Raw genomic sequence first — 21323 nt, forward strand, 5'->3', positions numbered from 1 at the left:
GATTAAAGACAGGATAGTAAGATTGTCACTTACCTTATTTAATTTATCGCTTTTTTTATCCAGAGGCAGTTATGTCGCAACGGCAGAATAAGCCGGAAATATTGCATACCGAAGTTGTCGCGAGAAGCCGATTATTTCAAATTGAGCAAGTGCATCTTAAGTTCTCCAATGGTGTAGAGCGCCAATATGAGCGCATGAAAGGCGGTAGTCGTGGCGCTGTGATGATAGTGCCTATTCATCAAGGGAAAATGCTACTGGCACGCGAATATGCTGCAGGAACTGATAATTACGAACTCGGTTTCCCAAAAGGTTTGATCGATCCCGGTGAGACAGCAATAGAAGCTGCTAATCGTGAATTACAGGAAGAAATTGGCTTTGGAGCGAATAAGCTCACCTTACTGAAAGAACTCAGCCTAGCTCCGGGTTATTTCTCTAGTAAGATGCAAATTTTTCTTGCAGAAGATCTGTATGAGAGTCGCCTTGAAGGTGATGAGCCCGAGCCAATTGATGTGGTGCCTTGGGCGCTCGCCGATTGGGAAGCCTTGCTCGATGATGTCGATTTTTCTGAATCCCGTAGTGTGAGCGCGTTGTTTTTGGCGCAAAAATATTTACATCTTAAATAATCTTTTTCCTTTTAAGCGTTCAGAGTTTGCACGCTTGCAAAACATTCGCTCAGCAGGCGATTGGAGTTGTTATGAAGCCAGAAGAGTTGATCGACGAAGTTATTGCGATTGCGACCGATGCAGGGATAACTATCCGTGACATTTATCTCAAAGGTAATTTTGAGCGAGAAATGAAGTCTGACAATACCCCTGTCACTTCCGCAGATTTGGCGGCGAACAAGATCATTTGTGACCGATTAACCGCCTTAACGCCTGATATTCCAGTGTTATCTGAAGAAGCCGCTGACATTCCGTTGAGTGTGCGTGAATCTTGGAAGCGCTATTGGTTGGTGGATCCGCTCGATGGTACGGGGGAGTTTATCGCCGGCAGTGGTGATTTTTCGGTCATTATCGCGCTGGTGGAACACAATCGTCCTGTGATGGGCGTGGTTTATGTGCCTATGACACAAGTGTGTTATTACGCTATTGCTGGTTTAGGGGCGTACAAACGCACGGATAAACAAGAAGTGCGTATTAGCAGTCGCCAAATTGAGCACCGTGAAAAGGTATCCCTAAGATTGGCCGTAAGTCGCCGTCAGGACCCCCAATCTGTGTTGACCCTATTCAACCATCCCAAACACTGCGAGTTAGTCGTGATGGGGGGCGCAGCGTTGAAGAGCTGTCTTGTCGCGGAAGGTCGTGCTGATTGTTATGTACGAGTCGGACCAACGGGTGAGTGGGACACGGGAGCTGCGCAAATTATCGTCGAGGAAGCGGGTGGACAGCTGATGGATACTGAGCTGCAACCGTTAACCTACAATGAGCGCGAGAGCTTAGAGAACCCTAATTTCATCGTAGTTGGCGCACCCAACTTAGAGTGGGATAAGATTTTAATAGGTGAATGATTTTCAAATGCAGTCTATACGTCCGGTATTAAAGCCTGAGTTATTCGCAGTTTATCAGCTCGAACAGGCCATTTTTGGCGAGCACAGCTATCCTGATTTTTTCTTCCGTCAGGGATTTGATTGTTGGCCAGAGCAATTTTTAGTGGCCGTGGATGCAGATAATCAGCTACAAGGCTATTTGCTCAGTGCCCAGAGTAGCGATCCTAACTGCATGTGGATATTATCTGTCGCAGTGAGTGAAAATGCTCGCGGGAAGGGATTCGGCAAGCGTTTGATGCAACAATGTTTAGCCGAGTTGCCCGTGTCAGTTGAGCGGGTGTGTTTAACCGTTGATCCGAGTAACCCTGCTCATGGTTTATATCAGCATTTAGGTTTCATTGATTCAACTTTTGAGGCCGATTATTTTGGCGCTGGCGCAGATAGGGTTGTGATGACTTATCGCAGGCCTTAAATCGCGTGCTTATCTTTGAACCAAAGAAAGATTATCCTCAAATAAAAATCACCTTTGAATTAAGAACTATTTTTAAATCAAAATAATGGACGGTGTGTTGACTGAGCGCGCCGTTTTTTATGCTCTTTTAGGCGATGTCATCCCACTGATCCCGTTCGGCTTGCTGAGGGAATCTAATTCGAGTGCCTATCTTTATCCATCATCCTTAATAATATCCTTCATTATTTACCCTCTTCTGTACGTAAAACAAACTTATTTTGAACGTTGTTTTTTATTTTAACTACTGTTAGTCTTTTGCTATTCAACAGGGGATGAGACCTATGGCCAGACGAAAAGAACACAGCCATGATGAAATTCGCGCGATGGCAATACAAGCGGCAACTGAGTTACTGATAGATCAAGGTGCCATAGGGCTCAGCTTACGCAAAGTGGCCAGCCAAATTGGTTATGTCCCTAGTACCTTGATTAATATTTTCGGCAGCTACAACTATTTATTACTGGCGGTTTCTGAGTCAACGCTTAGGATTTTGCACGACCGATTGACGGGTGTTCGCGCAGCCGACAGTTTAGGTAAAATTATTGCAATGGCGTGGGAGTATAGTCAATTCGCCCATGAGCAGCGCCAAGCTTTCAAGCTGGTTTTTGAGCTGCAATTACTCGATTCTGAACCCTTGCCTGAATCGCAAGGGCAATTGATAGCGGGGTTATTTACTCTGATTGAGCGTGAATTGGCGCAACTATTTCCCGAGGTTACGCAGACACAGCATCTCAGTATGAGCCGGGTATTATGGGGGGGGATTCATGGGCTGACCTCTCTGTCACTCGATAATAAGCTCTTCGCTGAGTCATTATCACTGCAGGATTTACTCGAGAGTCACGTACAAGCGTATTTACAAGGAATGGGTTACCAGAAGGAACTATCATGCTGCTAACAAAACGTTTTTTACCCTATTTTGCGACTCAGTGCTTAGGCGCATTGAATGACAACATCTATAAAAATGTGTTGCTGCTATTAGTGACCTTTAGCCAAGTGAAAGACCTACCCATAAGCGTCGATATGTTTGTGAACTTGGCGGCTGGGGTGTTCATTTTACCATTTTTCCTCTTTTCGGCCCATGCGGGTGTAGTCGCCGATAATATGGATAAGGCTAAACTTATTCGCCGATTGAAATTACTCGAAGTCATCATCATGTTTAGCGCCGCGATTGCGATTCTGAGTGAGAGCTACATGATGATGTTATTACTGTTATTTTTAACGGGTAGCCAGTCAGCATACTTCGGTCCGGTTAAATATTCCTTGTTACCCCAAGCGTTGAAAGAGGACGAGTTAGTCACAGGCAACGCTTGGGTTGAAATGGGCACTTTTCTCTCTATTCTGGTGGGCACTTTGAGTGCGGGGATCTTGGTTTCTGATGAAAACGGTACGCTTTGGTCGGCGATTACTGTTGCTGTATTAGCCTTTGCAGGATATTTATCGAGCCGAGCGATTCCTGCATTACCCCCGCAGGGCGTCATCGAAAAAATACGTTTCAGGCCGTTATCGGGCACTTGGCGTAGCATCAAAAAAGCCCGTCAAACGCCTTCAATCTGGATGGCTATCCTCGCTATCAGTTGGTTTTGGTTTTTAGGCGCGACCTATCTGACTCAGTTTCCTAACTTTGCTAAGCTGCATTTGCATTCTGGTGCGACTGTGGTGTCATTATTATTAGGCATGTTTTCCATCGGGATTGCTGTTGGCTCCTTCGTTTGTGAACGTTTCTCTTACGGCCATGTGGAACTCGGTTTGCTGCCATTTGGGGTATTGGGATTAACTATTTTTGGTGTCGATTTGCTTTGGGCTATTCCACCTGCGCCCGTAGATGCTGGTTTTGTCTATGGATTAAAAGCCTTTATTGGCGAGTCCCAACATTATCGGGTGATGCTGGATTTCTTTATGATTGGCGTTAGCGGTGGCTTGTTTATCGTCCCCTTGTATGCGTTTATTCAATCTCGTTCGCCTAAGGGTGAATGTGCTCAGGCGATTGCAGCCAATAACATTATGAACTCATTGTTTATGGTGGTTTCGGCACTGTTATCTATGCTGTTACTGGGCGTTGCAGGTTGGACTATTCCACAGTTATTTCTGCTACTCGCCGTGATGAATGCTGTAGTCGCGCTCTATGTTTATTCACAAGTACCAGAATTTACACAACGATTTATCAGTTACTTACTCAGTCATGTTATGTATCGAGTGACAGTCACAGGCCGAGAGAAAATTCCAAAGGAAGGGGCTGGCATCATAGTTTGTAACCATGTGAGTTATGTGGATGCATTGATTATTATGGGAGCGTCGACACGGCCAATCCGCTTTGTGATGGATAAATCCATCAGCGAAATTCCTCTGTTGAAGTATTTGTTCCGCCATGCAGGTGTGATCCCTATCTGTTCGCCTAAGCAAAGTGAAGAGACCTATAATCGTGCCTTCGAGGCGATTCATGAAGCGCTCGCCAATGACGAGTTGGTATGTATTTTCCCTGAGGGTCGACTCACACCTGACGGTGAACTTGGCGATTTTCGTCCCGGAATTGATAAGATTTTGGCCAGAGATCCAGTGCCAGTCATTCCTATGGCGCTGCACGGATTATGGGGATCTTACTTTAGCCACAAGGGCGGACATGCCTTGGCTAAAATGCCCAAGCGTTTTTGGTCAAGGGTGTCGGTGGATATTGCGGTTCCTATCGTGGACGTTTCCGCTAATCGTGAAAATCTGCGTCAGCAAGTTGCAAACCTACTTGTTAAACGAAATGAAGCCGTGTTGTAATTAGTATGCTCTAACAAATTTACAAAATAATAACTTATATACTCTGGAGTTTGGTCATGGGAAAAGGATGTTATGCCAGTGCACTAGTGTTATTGCTTAGTGGATGCGGCGGTTCGAGTGATTCAAGTGGTGGGGATTCTGGTGATTCGGGTACAACAACAGCTAGATTGGTTATGGATGTGCAGAGCGTTGCAAGCAAATGCAATGTAAAAGAAAAAATGGCAGGTGCCGATGTTATTATTCACCGACAAGACGGTCATATTCTCGGCACTTATAAGAGTGATGGGCAGGGACATGTCGATGTACCTTGGACAAACGAAGCATCACATTTAACAGTTGCAGCAAAAGAGTTTCGTAATGGTCAGTCAACTTGGAGTATCCGTACGGATTTAGCCGCTAAAGCTGGCGACTATGGCATTTATGCTTTCACAGATGAAAATTTAAATAGCCAATGTGACTGTAGTGATGCGAATTTTGATCTTAGTGAAATTGAAGCGGTATATAGTGACTACCAGCTATATGGTAATAACTCATTTTTGGACTCACAATCTAACAATTCTTCATTACGCCTGTGTAAGCAGGACGATAAGTTTGCACCAGTGAATATGGTGTTGGTTCCTAGCCAGAGTGGTGTTACGGCTTATGCTGCTAGCATAGATATAAATACACTAGATTTATCGCAAGCAGTACCTATATCGAGTAGTGAATTTGAAGGTACTAATCATGAAGGGACTCCGTTAAATGTTGATGTGAATACCAATGATTATTCGCTAAGGAGTTACTCTGAAACTGAATTTGGTCGCCAAAACTGGGTAGAATGGCCTACGAAAGAAGTGCAATTATTTCCCGCGATTTTTGATCGCAATTTAGTTTACGCATCACAGTGGATTGCCCTTGGTGCAAATGAGGCTGGCTACATAAATTATTCGGCAATAACACGTAGGGCTGTTACTGATCCTTCGAAGAGTTTGAGCTTGAATTTACCGTTAAATGAAAACCAAATGCTGGATGAAACGACACGTTTAATCACTACTATTAATAATGGTGGTAGTGCAAATTATGACTACAGTTTCAACAATGCCCATATGCAAGCGATACAAATCACCATAGGACAAGATGGCTATGCGAATTGGGCTATTTCAGCTTCATTAAAGGGGTCAATTCCGGATTTAGATTTGCCCATACACTTACAAACAGCATTTGATGGAATAACAATCCCTATGATGAGTTTATATGTCTGGGGCTATGAAGGAATGACGGGGTTATATGATTTCCGTGCCGAGCTCAGTAAATCGAGTCGTAGCACGGGTAATATTCGCTCGGCTAAATTCGATAATTATAACTATGAAGCCATTACGATTTTTGCAAATTAATTTTTAGCGTACTAGCCGCACAGTTATTGTGCGGCTTTATTATCATTTTTATGGCTATCCAACCATTCGTGCATCGCTTGATGTGAGCCTTTAAAAAGAACACGTTCGGACTTTTTCTGTAATTGGTATTGATACATAGGATCGTAATACTTGTGCAATAACAGGTTTATCCAGACTAAGTGCAGCGAAGTGTCATTCTGGTTGATTTGTTGATCGAGGGCTTGTTGCATCAAATCTTGCAGTTCTTGATGTTGTTTTCCGCCTAGACGTTTGCGAATGCTCACTAAACTTTGCAATAGATATTCGCTAAATGCCGCAAAACCTGCTCCCGGCCCTAGGCGCTCACAGAAGCCGCTATACATTTTATGCACGTATTCATAGCGTAAGCGTTCGAGCCTCGCATCGTCCGACTCTTCTAGCACTAAAACATTAGCGGCTTGCATGGCATTGTAAAATGTCTGCGGCAGCGCCGAACGCCCAATCAGGAAGCTTTCATCTTCGAGCAGTAAACACGCCGCGCCACTTGTTTGGTGCTGTAGCAAGGCAATGGCGAGTTGATTTTCAAAGTTAATCTGCGTCGGCTGTGGGTCGATATTCTTGCCAAAGCTAGAGCCTCTGTGATTGGCTATCCCTTCAAGATCAACTGCTTCTTTACGCTGTAGTAGAAAATCGGTTTTACCGCAGCCCGTCATCCCGCTCAAACTCAATAACGGTTGCTGAGTCGGTGTCGCTTCAATCACGCCAATCAGATATTGGCGCATGGCCTTATAGCCACCCTGAATATAAGGGACTTCTACACCCGCTTCTTTGAGCCATTGTTGAGTGAGTTGCGAGCGTAAGCCGCCGCGAAAGCAATAAAGGTAAGCATTAGGATTGGCTTTAACATAGCTAGCCCAAGCCTCGATTCTCTGTTGCTTGATGGGACCATTCACCAGTGAATGACCTAATGCAATTGCGGCTTGCTGACCAAATTGCTTATAACAAGTACCGACGTTTTCCCTTTCACTATCCAGCATCAAGGGCAAGTTGGTCGAGTTGGGAAACGCACCTCGAGTAAACTCTATGGGCGCTCGCACATCCATTATGGGATGTTGGTTGAGGAAAATTTCCCGATATTGCTCTGCGGCTATAATAGCGCTTGGCATCAGCACAACACCACATTCGCTGCAGTGGTCGGTGTTTCCAGTGACCCAATGCAGATTGGGGTTATGTGGTTCGCATCGAGTAGGGCGATTAATTCCGCTTCAGCTGCGGCAGAGACGGCAACTAACAGGCCACCACTGGTTTGCGGATCGCACAGTATCGCTTTTTGATGCTCGCTGAGTTCAGGGAGATGCTCGCCATAACTGTCGTAATTACGGTGAGTCCCGCCAGGAACACAACCTAAGGCCAAATAATCTAAGGCGCGTGGTAACAATGGCACTGCATCAAATTTAAGCTTCGCAGTGAGGTTGGCGCCTTGGCACATTTCGAGTAAGTGTCCCGCCAGTCCAAAACCTGTGACATCGGTCAGGGCATTTACACCGCTAATTTTTGCAATGGTCGCGCCTATAGTATTGAGTTGACACATAGCATTTACCGCAATGAGACTATCTTCATCGCGGAGTTTTTTCTGTTTTTGCGCTGTGGTTAAAATACCAATGCCGATAGGTTTAGTGAGATATAAACGATCGCCGGCTTTAGCGGTATCATTCTGTTTTAAATCACTTAAGGCAATTTGCCCGGTAACCGCGAGACCAAAAATAGGTTCGGGTGCGTCTATGCTATGACCACCGGCTAGCATTATCCCCGCTTCCATGCAGGCTTGTCTGCCGCCATCGACCACTTGCTGTGCGATTTCTGCGGGTAGTTTATTGATTGGCCAACCTAAAATTGCAATCGCCATAATAGGCGTGCCGCCCATGGCATAAATATCGCTGATCGCATTGGTCGCTGCGATACGACCGAAGGTGAATGGATCGTCAACAATTGGCATAAAAAAATCGGTAGTGCTAATGATGCCTATGTCATCATTGAGTTTGTACACTGCAGCATCGTCGCGGCTCTGATTGCCAACCAGCAGATTTGGATCGGTAAATACAGGTAATTGCGAGGCTAAGATAGTGCTGAGCACTTTAGGGGATATTTTGCAGCCACAACCTGCGCCATGACTATATTCTGTTAGCTTGATTGATTCTGGGAGTGTAACTGGGGAATCTGACATGATCTCAACAGCCTATTTAAGTGATTAAGGCATCATCATAATCAGATACGGCCACCATGCAAGGTGGCCGTATGACTTTCGGGCAGAATTGTGGCTTAGCTATAAGTTGCGGTCAGGCTGCGCCAATGTTTTTGCTGGACTAAGAAACGCGCCTTTAGCTCTTCAACTTGTTGCAATAGTTGCTGATCGACAAGTTGTTTACGCTTGGCCTCAAGCAAGGTTTTCTGTGCTTGATAGTAATCCATTAAGTGCAGCTTTAATAACTCATACTCTGCTTGGATTTTTTCAATAATTTCATCGGCATTAGGCAGGTTATTAACCTTCCGCTTGGTACGTAATAACTGCATCTGTAAGCGTGCGCTCTCGATACGTTCCTGTGGACTCGTACGCAAATCCTTAGCTAATCCCAACCAAGATAATGACTTAATCAACCATTTGGTTGGATCGTAGTGCCACCATTTAATGCCATTACGATAATCATTTTCGAAAATATGATGGAAATTATGATAACCCTCACCGTAGGTCAACATGGCCAAGAAGCCATTATCGCGGGCGGTATTCTTATCGGTATAAGGCTGGCTGCCCCACACGTGGGCTAAAGAGTTGATAAAGAAAGTGCAGTGATGCACCACCACTAAACGCAGTAAACCCGCCATCAATAACATAGACAGCACGTCACCATTGAGCCAACCAAGCAGTGCAGGCAGCCCAATGTTCATCAGCAACACGAGTGCGAGGTAATGTTTGTGTTGCCACATGACAATACGGTCATTTTGCAGATCACGCACATTTTGATAATCGTGATAGCGTTGCGACTGATACTCACGCAGCATCCAACCGATATGGCTGTACCAGAATCCCATTTTGGCTGAGTACGGGTCCTTGTCGTTATTATCTACGTGCTTGTGGTGGACTCTGTGATCAGATGCCCAGTGCAATGCACTGTTTTGTAATGCTAAAGCACCACCAAGGGCATATATAAAACGTACTGCCGGATGGGTTTTATAGGCCTTGTGTGACCAGAGTCTGTGATAACCCGCGGTGATCGACAAACCACTGGCAAAGGCTAAAACAATAAAAGCGATCCATTCACTGGCACCATAGCCATGAACAATACCGCGCCATGGAACTAAAATTACCGCACTGAGGAAAGTGATGGCAAACAGACTGACATTAAGCCAGATGATAGGGGGTTTTTTCATTATAGGTTTCCAAAATTCGCTTTTGAGCGTACATCTGTAAGCTAATTTAGCTTAGCTATATTGTTTGGTCAAGGACGATGGGGCTGTGTTTAATGCCTAAAAGCGGTATTATCGCGTTATTACATTCAGTTAGCGGATTTAAGAATGGGTATTCGAGCACAGCAAAAAGAGAAAACTCGCAGAGCTTTAGTCGATGCGGCCTTTAATCAGCTAAGTGCTGAGCGCAGTTTCTCAAGTCTGAGTTTGCGAGAGGTTGCTCGGGAAGCTAATATCGCGCCGACATCTTTTTATCGCCATTTTAAAGATATGAACGAACTTGGTCTTACTATGGTGGATGAGGGCGGGTTAACCCTAAGGCAGATGATGCGTAAAGGCCGTCAGCGAGCTGAAGTGGGTGGCAGTGTGATCCGTATTTCCGTTGATACCTTTATGGAAGTGCTTGATTCGAATCCAAACGTATTCCGTATTTTATTGCATGAACGCTCTGGAACCTCGGCAGCATTTCGTGCGGCAGTTGCCCGCGAAATTGAACATTTTATTTCTGAATTGGCTCATTATACCGAAGCCAAAGCGGGTCGAACCCCCTTGCTAGCCCGTGCACAGGCTGAAGCTTTAGTGACTCTGGTGTTTAATGCTGGCGCTTCCGCATTAGATATGAAACGGGCTGACCGTAAAATTCTTGCCGATCAATTAGTCATGCAATTGCGCATGGTCGCCAAAGGCGCCGAGGCTTTGCAGCATAAGGTTGAACACCGCTAATCTGAGTGAGATGCAGATTTACTAAAATAATGGAGCCTAAGGCTCCATTATTTTTAGCGAATTTACGTTTAAGTGTTATGCAGTCGAGCTCAGTGTATCTGAAGTGATTAACGACGCTCGAGTAGTACACCCGTTTCCATGTGATCTGTGTAAGGGAACTGATCAAACAAGGCAAAGCGGGTCACTCTATGGGTTTCGTTCAGTTGTTGCAGGTTATCTTTTAAGGTTTCAGGGTTGCAGGAAATATACAAAATCCGCTCATAACCTTGGACTAACGCCAGCGTATCAGGATCAATCCCCGCGCGTGGTGGGTCAACAAAAATGGTGTTGCAAACATAGCTGTCAAGATCGATACCTTCTAAACGTCTAAAGCTGCGTTTCTTCGCCATGGCATCGCTAAAGTCTTCGGCTGACATACGAATAATCTGCAGATTACCAATACCATTCACTTCGATATTGTATTGCGCCGCATCGACTGAAGGCTTAGCGAGTTCGGTTGCCAATACGCGATTAAAGTTTTGCGCCAGTGCGATAGAAAAGTTGCCATTACCACAGTAGAGCTCGAGTAAGTCTCCCTTACTGTTTTGAGTCGCATCGATAGCCCACTCCAACATTTTTACGGAAACTTTGGCATTCGGTTGAGTAAAGCTGTTCTCGATTTGCTTATATAAGAAGGTTTTATCATTTACTTGTAATGACTCAACCACAAAGTCTTTATCTAAATCGATTTTTTGCTTACGGGCACGGCCGATGATGTTGACGTTAAACTGGCTACTTAACTTGGCTTTCAATGCAGCCGCATCGGCGCGCCATTGGTCATCAAGCTGCCTGTGATAAAGCAAAGACACTAAAATCTCGCCGCTTAAAGTCGACAAAAAATCCACTTGGAACAATTTGTGCCTTAGACTCGGATTCGGTTTCAGCTCGGCGATTAAGGCCGACATCATTTGATTGATGAGTACGCTAGCTGGTAAGTATTGATCGCAACGTACTTTCTCATTCAATACTTTATCGAACATGTAATAGTATAAGTCGTCACCATCATGCCACATGCGGAATTCGGCGCGCATACGGTAGTTAGCTGGCTCTGAGGCAAAAACTTCAACACTCGGTGTTTCAAATTGGGCAAAGGCTTGTTCTAGCTTGATACGCTTGTGTTCTAACTGCGCATCATAAGTCTGAGGGTCCATTGCTGCTAAGTTCATTGTTTGATTCACCGTTGCTGTAAATTGGGGCGCAAATATTATACTAGGTGACACGAATGTCCAGTATCTTGCTTTTGCGGTTTTCGCAAAGCTATGGGAAAATCCGCGCACTTGAATGTGGTTCTATGGTATTTGGCTGGATTCCGTCGGTAAAGCAGCCATCGAATCGTTAATGCGTCCAATCTGTATAGTTTATTTATATATCCGAAACTGGAGATTCGCTTGTCGCGACCTATATTAGTGTTTGATTCTGGGATTGGTGGTCTATCTGTACTGGCTGAAATTCGCAAGAGTTTGCCCCATAGCGACTATTGCTATCTTTTCGACAACGCTAGGTTGCCCTATGGAGAGTTGGAAGAGCAGGTATTAATTTCTGGCTGTGTCGAATTAGTATGCGATCTAGTGGCTCGTACCAATGCAATGATAGTGGTCGTTGCCTGCAATACTGCAAGTACTGTTGTATTACCGGCATTACGTGCACATCTTACTGTCCCTGTCGTAGGTGTTGTCCCCGCCATTAAACCCGCCGCTCTAATGTCTAAGAGCAAACGTATTGGACTCTTGGCTACACCTGGCACAGTTAAGCGTCATTATACCCATGAACTCATCAGCCAATTTGCTGATGATTGCCATGTCGAACTCTTTGGTTGTTCTGAATTAGTGATGATGGCAGAACAAAAAGTGGCGACTGGAATGTTGGATATGCATAGATTGGCACAGTTACTGGCACCAGTCGTTGCCGCACAATTGGATGTTCTCGTACTAGGTTGCACTCATTTCCCTATGATCAAAGCTGAATTACAACAAGTGCTCGGTGCGGGCGTAAAACTAATGGATTCTGGCGCTGCTATTGCTAAGCGAGTCGTGACTCTTTTAACGCAACAGAATCTTATTATGGAAGATCACAGAGTAACAGATGAGAGAGAAGCAGTAAGGGAGTCGGTGATGCAAGCTTTCTATACTAAGGTGGGAATCAGCGAAGGGTTAACAACAACATTAATTGATTGTGGCTTTTCAACTATCGAACGAATCACCACAACCAACTAAATTACAAAATAAAGCAAAACAGTTTAAGCGGTAATGCTACTCGTCTGTCCCTGTACGGTCGGCAGCTTCCGAATCTTGTGTTTTTGCTTCTCTTACTTTTAAGGTTCTTTCTTGGAAACTATAGTCATTCAGTTTAACCATGGCTTTCTGAGCGCCTGATTCTGACATCTCCACAAAACCAAAACCTTTACGACGACCCGTCTTACGATCTCTGACTAAACGCACAGAGTTTACTGGACCAAATTCGCCAAATAATACTTTTACTTCACCCTCATGAACACGATAAGGCAGGTTACCTACATATAAGGTCATAGTAGGGCCAACATATTGTTCTTCTGAAGCATGAGATGATGAAGTCTCTGGAACAAATTTAAAAACAAGACTTGCAATGATAGCGCCAGCGACAAAAGCAATAGCTGATAATGGCGTTTCGAACTGAGATAGTGCTACTGCGCCAATAATGGCGACAATCAAGACAATAAGAAATGACTTTTGCATAAGAATGCTCTCTGATGAATGGGAAATTGATAAATAACTGTTAACAGCAAGTATATGGTAATGAATTATTTACTTTTACACTAGACCATTGCTGAAATATTGAGCGTGAATTATCAATTATTAGATAAAAAACCTTACTTATCTCCGATAAATAGAGCTTATAAGCTAAAAAATGGACATAACGTTTAAAATATCGACGTGCGATTCCATGATCGATAAAAAGCTCTTGCGGACTTTCTCAATCTCCCTATAATGCGCATCCACTGACACGGCAGACAGCGTAACGCAAGTTAAGCAAAGAAAGCCAAGCAGTTCATCGGTTAGCAAGCTAAACGATGAGTGTTGAGAAAGTTGAAAAAACTACTTGACGCACTAACGGGAATGCGTAAAATACGCAGCCCTGACCCGCTGAAAACTCAGTGTGTGGTCAATGCTCTTTAACAATTTATCAAGCAAATCTGTGTGGACACTCACAGGTGTTGAGTTAATCGAAACTGCTTAGCCTTCGGGTTGGCAGTCAAAAATTTAAATCAATGTAACAATGAGTGTTCATAGTAATATGTACAGTTTGTTTCTTTAGTTAGAAACAAAAAATCAGAATTCATTGAGCCGCTGAAGTCGCAAGACGGAAGCAACAAAACTTTAATTGAAGAGTTTGATCATGGCTCAGATTGAACGCTGGCGGCAGGCCTAACACATGCAAGTCGAGCGGCAGCGGGAAGATAGCTTGCTATCTTTGCCGGCGAGCGGCGGACGGGTGAGTAATGCCTAGGGATCTGCCCAGTCGAGGGGGATAACAGTTGGAAACGACTGCTAATACCGCATACGCCCTACGGGGGAAAGGAGGGGACCTTCGGGCCTTCCGCGATTGGATGAACCTAGGTGGGATTAGCTAGTTGGTGAGGTAATGGCTCACCAAGGCGACGATCCCTAGCTGTTCTGAGAGGATGATCAGCCACACTGGGACTGAGACACGGCCCAGACTCCTACGGGAGGCAGCAGTGGGGAATATTGCACAATGGGGGAAACCCTGATGCAGCCATGCCGCGTGTGTGAAGAAGGCCTTCGGGTTGTAAAGCACTTTCAGTAGGGAGGAAAGGGTGTAACTTAATACGTTATATCTGTGACGTTACCTACAGAAGAAGGACCGGCTAACTCCGTGCCAGCAGCCGCGGTAATACGGAGGGTCCGAGCGTTAATCGGAATTACTGGGCGTAAAGCGTGCGCAGGCGGTTTGTTAAGCGAGATGTGAAAGCCCTGGGCTCAACCTAGGAATAGCATTTCGAACTGGCGAACTAGAGTCTTGTAGAGGGGGGTAGAATTCCAGGTGTAGCGGTGAAATGCGTAGAGATCTGGAGGAATACCGGTGGCGAAGGCGGCCCCCTGGACAAAGACTGACGCTCATGCACGAAAGCGTGGGGAGCAAACAGGATTAGATACCCTGGTAGTCCACGCCGTAAACGATGTCTACTCGGAGTTTGGTGTCTTGAACACTGGGCTCTCAAGCTAACGCATTAAGTAGACCGCCTGGGGAGTACGGCCGCAAGGTTAAAACTCAAATGAATTGACGGGGGCCCGCACAAGCGGTGGAGCATGTGGTTTAATTCGATGCAACGCGAAGAACCTTACCTACTCTTGACATCCACGGAATTCGCTAGAGATAGCTTAGTGCCTTCGGGAACCGTGAGACAGGTGCTGCATGGCTGTCGTCAGCTCGTGTTGTGAAATGTTGGGTTAAGTCCCGCAACGAGCGCAACCCCTATCCTTATTTGCCAGCACGTAATGGTGGGAACTCTAGGGAGACTGCCGGTGATAAACCGGAGGAAGGTGGGGACGACGTCAAGTCATCATGGCCCTTACGAGTAGGGCTACACACGTGCTACAATGGCGAGTACAGAGGGTTGCAAAGCCGCGAGGTGGAGCTAATCTCACAAAGCTCGTCGTAGTCCGGATTGGAGTCTGCAACTCGACTCCATGAAGTCGGAATCGCTAGTAATCGTGGATCAGAATGCCACGGTGAATACGTTCCCGGGCCTTGTACACACCGCCCGTCACACCATGGGAGTGGGCTGCAAAAGAAGTGGGTAGCTTAACCTTCGGGGGGGCGCTCACCACTTTGTGGTTCATGACTGGGGTGAAGTCGTAACAAGGTAGCCCTAGGGGAACCTGGGGCTGGATCACCTCCTTACCTATACGACTAACTTAATGTTTGTTGAGTGTTCACACAGATTTGCTTGATAGAAGAAAGAGTAAAAAATGGACCTAGTCAAATAGGTTTATCAAAGATGGGTCTGTAGCTCAGCTGGTTAGAGCGCACCCCTGATAAGGGTGAGGTCGGTGGTTCAAGTCCACTCTGACCCACCAAATCTTCGTTCTCCTTTGTTAAATTAACACTCGTTTAGTGAACTAAACGTCGCGTTAATTTGCCGCGGATAACTCGATTTGGCAAACCAATCCTTTTAGAGGTTTGGAACATCTTACTTACTCGCACTGCATGTAAATGGGGCTATAGCTCAGCTGGGAGAGCGCCTGCCTTGCACGCAGGAGGTCTGCGGTTCGATCCCGCATAGCTCCACCATTTACACCTTATTCTAACTTTATTGCAAAGTAATAAGGCATATGCACTATGGATAGAGATGCCAAAGATAAACTTAAAAATTATCTTTGGCTTTTTTAAGCCCGCTCTTTAACAATTTGGAAAGCTGATAGTATTTAATTACATGAGTCTGTCATGTGATTAATTACAAAACGTTTAATGCGAAAGCATTGAACATGAGTTCTCAAACACTTTATTAAGTGTCTTGAATATTCAATAGTAAATTATTCTTTGCTGAATAGTTTACGTCTAAGGCGCGTCCACTTCTTTGGTCAGAAGTGAGACAAGTAAAACCAAGCTGGTCGCAATGCGACTCAGGTGAGTGAAACTCATTTGGGTTGTATGGTTAAGCGACTAAGCGTATACGGTGGATGCCTTGGCAGTCAGAGGCGATGAAGGACGTAGTAACTTGCGAAAAGCGTTGGCGAGCTAGTAACAAGCATTTGAGCTAACGATGTCCGAATGGGGGAACCCAGCAGCATAAGCTGTTATCGCAACATGAATACATAGTGTTGCGAGGCGAACGAGGGGAACTGAAACATCTAAGTACCCTTAGGAAAAGAAATCAACCGAGATTCCCCTAGTAGCGGCGAGCGAACGGGGATTAGCCCTTAAGTCAGTGGGGTGTTAGTGGAATGCGTTGGAAAGCGCAGCGGCACAGGGTGATAGCCCCGTACATGAAAACTAACCATTGATGAAAACGAGTAAGGCGGGACACGTGACATCCTGTTTGAATATGGGGGGACCATCCTCCAAGGCTAAATACTCCTGACTGACCGATAGTGAACCAGTACCGTGAGGGAAAGGCGAAAAGAACCCCTGTGAGGGGAGTGAAATAGAACCTGAAACCGTATACGTACAAGCAGTGGGAGCGGTTCTTGAGACCGTGACTGCGTACCTTTTGTATAATGGGTCAGCGACTTACATTTTGTAGCGAGGTTAAGCGAATAGCGGAGCCGTAGGGAAACCGAGTGTTAACTGCGCGTTTAGTTGCAAGGTGTAGACCCGAAACCCGGTGATCTAGCCATGGGCAGGTTGAAGGTTGAGTAACATCAACTGGAGGACCGAACCGACTAATGTTGAAAAATTAGCGGATGACTTGTGGCTGGGGGTGAAAGGCCAATCAAACCGGGAGATATCTGGTTCTCCTCGAAAGCTATTTAGGTAGCGCCTCGAGCGAATACCATTGGGGGTAGAGCACTGTTAAGGCTAGGGGGTCATCCCGACTTACCAACCCTTTGCAAACTCCGAATACCAATGAGTACTACTCGGGAGACAGACGGCGGGTGCTAACGTCCGTCGTCAAAAGGGAAACAACCCAGACCGTCAGCTAAGGTCCCAAAGTACTAGCTAAGTGGGAAACGATGTGGGAAGGCTTAGACAGCTAGGATGTTGGCTTAGAAGCAGCCATCATTTAAAGAAAGCGTAATAGCTCACTAGTCGAGTCGGCCTGCGCGGAAGATGTAACGGGGCTAAGCTAGTCACCGAAGCTACGGGTGCACAGTTTACTGTGCGCGGTAGAGGAGCGTTCTGTAAGCCGTTGAAGGTGAAGGGGTAACCCACGCTGGAGGTATCAGAAGTGCGAATGCTGACATGAGTAACGATAAAGGGGGTGAAAAACCCCCTCGCCGAAAGACCAAGGGTTCCTGTCCAACGTTAATCGGGGCAGGGTGAGTCGACCCCTAAGGTGAGGCCGAAAGGCGTAATCGATGGGAAACAGATTAATATTTCTGTACTTCCGCTAACTGCGATGGAGAGACGGAGAAGGCTAGGCTAGCGCGGCGTTGGTAGTCCGCGTTTAAGGTGGTAGGTGGTGTTCTTAGGCAAATCCGGGGACACGTACTTTAATGTACACACTGAGAGCTGATGACGAGGTCCTAAGGGACTGAAGTAGTTGATGCCATGCTTCCAGGAAAATCTTCTAAGCTTCAGGTTAGTGGGAATCGTACCCCAAACCGACACAGGTGGTCGGGTAGAGAATACCAAGGCGCTTGAGAGAACTCGGCTGAAGGAACTAGGCAAAATGGTACCGTAACTTCGGGAGAAGGTACGCTCCTGTTGGTGATGAGACTTGCTCTCTAAGCTGACGGGAGTCGCAGATACCAGGTGGCTGCAACTGTTTATCAAAAACACAGCACTGTGCAAACTCGCAAGAGGAAGTATACGGTGTGACGCCTGCCCGGTGCCGGAAGGTTAATTGATTGGGTTATCGCAAGAGAAGCTCATGATCGAAGCCCCGGTAAACGGCGGCCGTAACTATAACGGTCCTAAGGTAGCGAAATTCCTTGTCGGGTAAGTTCCGACCTGCACGAATGGCGTAATGATGGCCACGCTGTCTCCAGCCGAGACTCAGTGAAGTTGAAATTGCGGTGAAGATGCCGTATACCCGCGGCTAGACGGAAAGACCCCGTGAACCTTTACTATAGCTTGGCACTGAACATTGAACCTACATGTGTAGGATAGGTGGGAGACTTTGAAGTTGTGACGCTAGTCATGATGGAGTCGTCCTTGAAATACCACCCTTGTAGTTTTGATGTTCTAACCTAGGTCCCTTATCGGGATTAGGGACAGTGCCTGGTGGGTAGTTTGACTGGGGCGGTCTCCTCCCAAAGAGTAACGGAGGAGCACGAAGGTTGGCTAAGTACGGTCGGACATCGTACGGTTAGTGCAATGGCATAAGCCAGCTTAACTGCGAGACATACACGTCGAGCAGGTACGAAAGTAGGTCATAGTGATCCGGTGGTTCTGAATGGAAGGGCCATCGCTCAACGGATAAAAGGTACTCCGGGGATAACAGGCTGATACCGCCCAAGAGTTCATATCGACGGCGGTGTTTGGCACCTCGATGTCGGCTCATCACATCCTGGGGCTGAAGTCGGTCCCAAGGGTATGGCTGTTCGCCATTTAAAGTGGTACGCGAGCTGGGTTCAGAACGTCGTGAGACAGTTCGGTCCCTATCTGCCGTGGGCGTTGGATGATTGAAGGGAGCTGCTCCTAGTACGAGAGGACCGGAGTGGACGAACCGCTGGTGTTCGGGTTGTCATGCCAATGGCATTGCCCGGTAGCTACGTTCGGAATCGATAACCGCTGAAAGCATCTAAGCGGGAAGCGAGCCCTAAGATGAGTCATCCCTAGGAATTTAATTCCTCTAAAGAGCCGTTCGAGACTAGGACGTTGATAGGCATGGTGTGTAAGCGTTGTGAGGCGTTGAGCTAACATGTACTAATGACTCGAGAGGCTTAACCATACAACCCAGATGGGTTTTACAAAGAAGCCTTAGACAGAATACAGATACTTGATAAAGTTTGAACTCAAACAAAGAAAATCAGCTTTCCGAATTATTATTAACGTGAGCCAGAGATGGACACGGTAATAAACAGAATTTGCTTGGTGACAATAGCCTTGTGGAACCACCTGATCCCATCCCGAACTCAGAAGTGAAACGCAAACGCGCCGATGGTAGTGTGGGGTCTCCCCATGTGAGAGTAGGTCATCGCCAAGCGCCTAATTATCTCATTGAGATGTAACCAAGCCAGCTGAATAAGCTGGCTTTTTTGCGTCTATAATTTGTTAATTGGAGTGATTTTCCTGCTTTTCTCTCTGTTCTTCATCCAGCCATCTTCTCTAGCATGAGCTGCAATCCTCGCTTTTAGCAGTTACAATACGTTTTTGTCGTCATTGAACAAACACATGTCTCTATCTCATAGCCTTCAATCATTTAATTCCTTTGGTTTAGCCCAGTCTTGCGCGGATCTTGTTGAGGCGCACTCAAAAGAAGCTGTTAAGGCGATCTGTCTGCCGCTATGGCAACAACAATTGCCTATGTTGGTGCTTGGTGGTGGTAGCAATCTGGTCTTTACGGAGGACTTTAACGGCACAGTTGTCAGGATTTTATCGAAAGGGATAAAAGTATCTGAAGACACAGAAGCGTTTTATCTCGATGTTGAGGCGGGTGAGAATTGGCACGAGTTAATTCAGTTTACGCTCGAGCATGGCATGTTTGGGCTGGAGAATATGGCATTAATTCCTGGGACGGTTGGTGCAGCACCTATTCAGAATATTGGCGCTTATGGTGTTGAACTATGTGATGTGTGTGATTGGGTTGAGTATCTTGATTTACCCTCAGGTGAGTTTGTGCGCATCAGCACAGCTGAGTGTCAATTTGCTTACCGTGAGTCTATTTTCAAAGACAAATTGCGCAATCTCGCTGTAGTCACAGCTGTTGGGCTGCGCTTAGCTAAACGTTGGCAACCGCGTTTAGTCTATGGTCCATTGCAATCGTTTGATCCTGCAACCGTTACAGCGCATGAGATTTTTGAGCGCGTATGCCAAGTACGAAGTGAAAAGCTTCCTGATCCCGCAGTGCTCGGCAATGCAGGCAGTTTCTTTAAAAACCCCATTGTAAGCGCAGCCTGTTATCTCGATTTAGCACAGCGTTTTCCGACGATAGTGGGCTACGCACAAGCGGATGCAACAGTGAAATTGGCTGCAGGCTGGTTGATTGAACAAGCGGGACTGAAAGGTTTTGTGCTCGGCAATGTGGCAGTGCATGACAAGCAAGCCTTAGTGTTAGTGAATCGAGGCGGAGCAACGGGGCATGATATTTGCCGCCTAGCGCTGTATGTTATTGCGCAAGTACAGGATAAATTTGGTGTTGTGCTAGAAGCCGAGCCTAGAATCATCGGGGCTAACGGTGAAGGAGATTTGCATGTCTGATCATTGGGGAAGAAAACGCCAGATATTAGCTTTATTATCTAGCGGGCAATTTGTTTCAGGCGAGCAGTTAGCCACTGAACTTGGGATTTCGCGTGCCGCAGTGAATAAGCACATCGATGCGCTAGAAACCTATGGTGTGGCAATTTATAGCGTCAAAGGTCGCGGCTATAAGTTAGCGAATCCTATTTCTTTGATTGATGCTTCACGTTTAGTGCAATCAATTGATAATCGTTGCTTTTACTTTGATGAGATAGCAAGCACCAACGGTTTTTTGCTGGACCATATCACTGAATTGAAGAATGGTGATGTGTGTGTGGCAGAGTATCAATCTGCAGGTCGTGGTCGTCGAGGCCGAACTTGGGTGTCGCCCTATGGGCATCACTTATATTTCTCGCTGTTTTGGACTTTCCCGCAGGGAATAGCGCAGGCAATGGGATTAAGTTTAGTGGTGGCCTGTACATTGGTTGAAGTGCTTAAATCTTTTGGCGTCGAGAATATTGGTGTTAAGTGGCCCAATGACATCTATTTGGATAACAAGAAGCTTGCCGGGATCTTGATTGAGATGTCGGGTCAGGCTGATAGCCAGTGCCAGCTTATCATAGGTGTTGGTGTCAATATGGCTATGTCCGAGGAGCAAGGTAAAGGTATCGATCAGCCTTGGAGTGATTTGTCAGAGTTGGTCGACATGCCTGACAAGACGGCGCTTGTTATTGCATTACAGAAGCAGCTTAAGCGTGATATTCAGTTATTTGAGCGTGAAGGATTAGCAGCATTCAAGACTCGTTGGCAAGCTGCGGACTTATTTTATGGTCGTGAAATACGTTTGCTTATGGGGGAAAAGTCTGTCGAAGGAATTTGTCGAGGCGTTGATGAGCAAGGTGCAGTATTGCTCGAAACCGCCGACGGTGTTCAAGCATTTATCGGCGGTGAAATTAGCTTAAGGGCACGCTAAGTACCCAAGAGTCA

The 21323-nt window shown here is 46.1% G+C and carries 15 protein-coding genes, 2 tRNA genes and 3 rRNA genes; 15 read left to right on the forward strand and 5 right to left on the reverse strand.

Annotation, left to right across the window (positions count from 1 at the left end; genetic code table 11):
- Positions 1 to 71 precede the first annotated feature (71 nt).
- The 6 genes from nudE (at position 72) to CKQ84_RS09135 (ending at position 6131) form a co-directional block, all read left to right on the forward strand.
- Entirely contained in the window at positions 72 to 623 is a 552-nt protein-coding gene (gene nudE, locus CKQ84_RS09110) for an ADP compounds hydrolase NudE (RefSeq protein ID WP_105251014.1), read from the forward strand.
- 71 nt (positions 624 to 694) lie between these two features.
- Positions 695 to 1507, forward strand: coding sequence for a 3'(2'),5'-bisphosphate nucleotidase CysQ (gene cysQ / locus CKQ84_RS09115; protein ID WP_011848162.1), 813 nt, complete (start codon positions 695 to 697; stop codon positions 1505 to 1507).
- 7 nt (positions 1508 to 1514) lie between these two features.
- Positions 1515 to 1958: a GNAT family N-acetyltransferase gene (locus CKQ84_RS09120; RefSeq protein ID WP_105253041.1), complete on the forward strand. Its 444-nt coding sequence runs from the start codon at positions 1515 to 1517 to the stop codon at positions 1956 to 1958.
- 320 nt (positions 1959 to 2278) lie between these two features.
- On the forward strand, positions 2279 to 2890 hold the full coding sequence (locus CKQ84_RS09125) for a TetR/AcrR family transcriptional regulator (RefSeq protein WP_105251015.1): 612 nt from the start codon (positions 2279 to 2281) through the stop codon (positions 2888 to 2890).
- Positions 2881 to 4758: an MFS transporter gene (locus CKQ84_RS09130; RefSeq protein ID WP_105251016.1), complete on the forward strand. Its 1878-nt coding sequence runs from the start codon at positions 2881 to 2883 to the stop codon at positions 4756 to 4758. The genes CKQ84_RS09125 and CKQ84_RS09130 overlap by 10 nt, the downstream gene beginning before the upstream one ends.
- A gap of 56 nt (positions 4759 to 4814) precedes the next feature.
- Positions 4815 to 6131: a hypothetical protein gene (locus CKQ84_RS09135; RefSeq protein WP_105251017.1), complete on the forward strand. Its 1317-nt coding sequence runs from the start codon at positions 4815 to 4817 to the stop codon at positions 6129 to 6131.
- Positions 6132 to 6154: 23 nt separating this feature from the next.
- On the opposite strand, the gene mnmH is transcribed toward CKQ84_RS09135, so the two are convergent.
- The 3 genes from mnmH to CKQ84_RS09150 all read right to left on the reverse strand — a co-directional run bounded on the left by mnmH (position 6155) and on the right by CKQ84_RS09150 (position 9536).
- A complete protein-coding gene (gene mnmH, locus CKQ84_RS09140) occupies positions 6155 to 7276 on the reverse strand; it encodes a tRNA 2-selenouridine(34) synthase MnmH (protein ID WP_105251018.1) in 1122 nt (373 codons plus the stop codon).
- Positions 7276 to 8334 carry a selenide, water dikinase SelD gene (gene selD / locus CKQ84_RS09145; protein ID WP_105251019.1) on the reverse strand — a complete coding sequence of 353 codons (1059 nt, stop codon included), beginning with the start codon at positions 8332 to 8334 and terminating at the stop codon, positions 7276 to 7278. The genes mnmH and selD overlap by 1 nt, the downstream gene beginning before the upstream one ends.
- A 95-nt stretch (positions 8335 to 8429) precedes the next feature.
- On the reverse strand, positions 8430 to 9536 hold the full coding sequence (locus CKQ84_RS09150) for a fatty acid desaturase (RefSeq protein ID WP_105251020.1): 1107 nt from the start codon (positions 9534 to 9536) through the stop codon (positions 8430 to 8432).
- 144 nt (positions 9537 to 9680) lie between these two features.
- Here CKQ84_RS09150 and fabR point away from each other — a divergent pair, with 144 nt between their 5' ends.
- Positions 9681 to 10295, forward strand: a complete 615-nt coding sequence (gene fabR, locus CKQ84_RS09155) for an HTH-type transcriptional repressor FabR (protein WP_105251021.1) — start codon at positions 9681 to 9683, stop codon at positions 10293 to 10295.
- Positions 10296 to 10402: 107 nt separating this feature from the next.
- On the opposite strand, the gene trmA is transcribed toward fabR, so the two are convergent.
- Positions 10403 to 11500 carry a tRNA (uridine(54)-C5)-methyltransferase TrmA gene (gene trmA / locus CKQ84_RS09160; protein WP_105251022.1) on the reverse strand — a complete coding sequence of 366 codons (1098 nt, stop codon included), beginning with the start codon at positions 11498 to 11500 and terminating at the stop codon, positions 10403 to 10405.
- Positions 11501 to 11722: 222 nt separating this feature from the next.
- On the opposite strand from trmA, the gene murI reads away from it, so the two are divergent.
- Complete coding sequence (gene murI, locus CKQ84_RS09165; protein WP_105251023.1) at positions 11723 to 12547, forward strand: glutamate racemase; 825 nt, start codon at positions 11723 to 11725, stop codon at positions 12545 to 12547.
- A gap of 36 nt (positions 12548 to 12583) precedes the next feature.
- Here the strand turns inward: murI and CKQ84_RS09170 are convergent, their stop codons facing one another.
- Complete coding sequence (locus tag CKQ84_RS09170) at positions 12584 to 13045, reverse strand: RNA-binding protein (RefSeq protein WP_105251024.1); 462 nt, start codon at positions 13043 to 13045, stop codon at positions 12584 to 12586.
- Between the two features lie 643 nt (positions 13046 to 13688).
- On the opposite strand from CKQ84_RS09170, the gene CKQ84_RS09175 reads away from it, so the two are divergent.
- The 7 genes from CKQ84_RS09175 to birA all read left to right on the forward strand — a co-directional run bounded on the left by CKQ84_RS09175 (position 13689) and on the right by birA (position 21309).
- Positions 13689 to 15233: ribosomal RNA gene (locus tag CKQ84_RS09175) — 16S ribosomal RNA — on the forward strand.
- 99 nt (positions 15234 to 15332) lie between these two features.
- Positions 15333 to 15409, forward strand: a tRNA-Ile gene (locus CKQ84_RS09180).
- A gap of 138 nt (positions 15410 to 15547) precedes the next feature.
- Positions 15548 to 15623: transfer RNA gene (locus CKQ84_RS09185), tRNA-Ala, on the forward strand.
- Between the two features lie 362 nt (positions 15624 to 15985).
- A 23S ribosomal RNA gene (locus CKQ84_RS09190) occupies positions 15986 to 18888 on the forward strand.
- Between the two features lie 139 nt (positions 18889 to 19027).
- A 5S ribosomal RNA gene (gene rrf / locus CKQ84_RS09195) occupies positions 19028 to 19143 on the forward strand.
- The 16S, 23S and 5S rRNA genes sit together here with 2 tRNA genes alongside, the layout of an rRNA operon.
- A gap of 188 nt (positions 19144 to 19331) precedes the next feature.
- Positions 19332 to 20357, forward strand: coding sequence for a UDP-N-acetylmuramate dehydrogenase (gene murB, locus CKQ84_RS09200; RefSeq protein ID WP_105251025.1), 1026 nt, complete (start codon positions 19332 to 19334; stop codon positions 20355 to 20357).
- The gene (gene birA / locus CKQ84_RS09205; protein ID WP_105251026.1) at positions 20350 to 21309 is read left to right on the forward strand and encodes a bifunctional biotin--[acetyl-CoA-carboxylase] ligase/biotin operon repressor BirA; all 960 of its coding nucleotides are present in this window, start codon (positions 20350 to 20352) and stop codon (positions 21307 to 21309) included. Before murB ends, birA begins: the two co-directional genes overlap by 8 nt.
- Positions 21310 to 21323: the final 14 nt, after the last annotated feature.

The organism is Shewanella sp. WE21, assembly GCF_002966515.1.
Lineage (GTDB): Bacteria > Pseudomonadota > Gammaproteobacteria > Enterobacterales > Shewanellaceae > Shewanella > Shewanella oncorhynchi.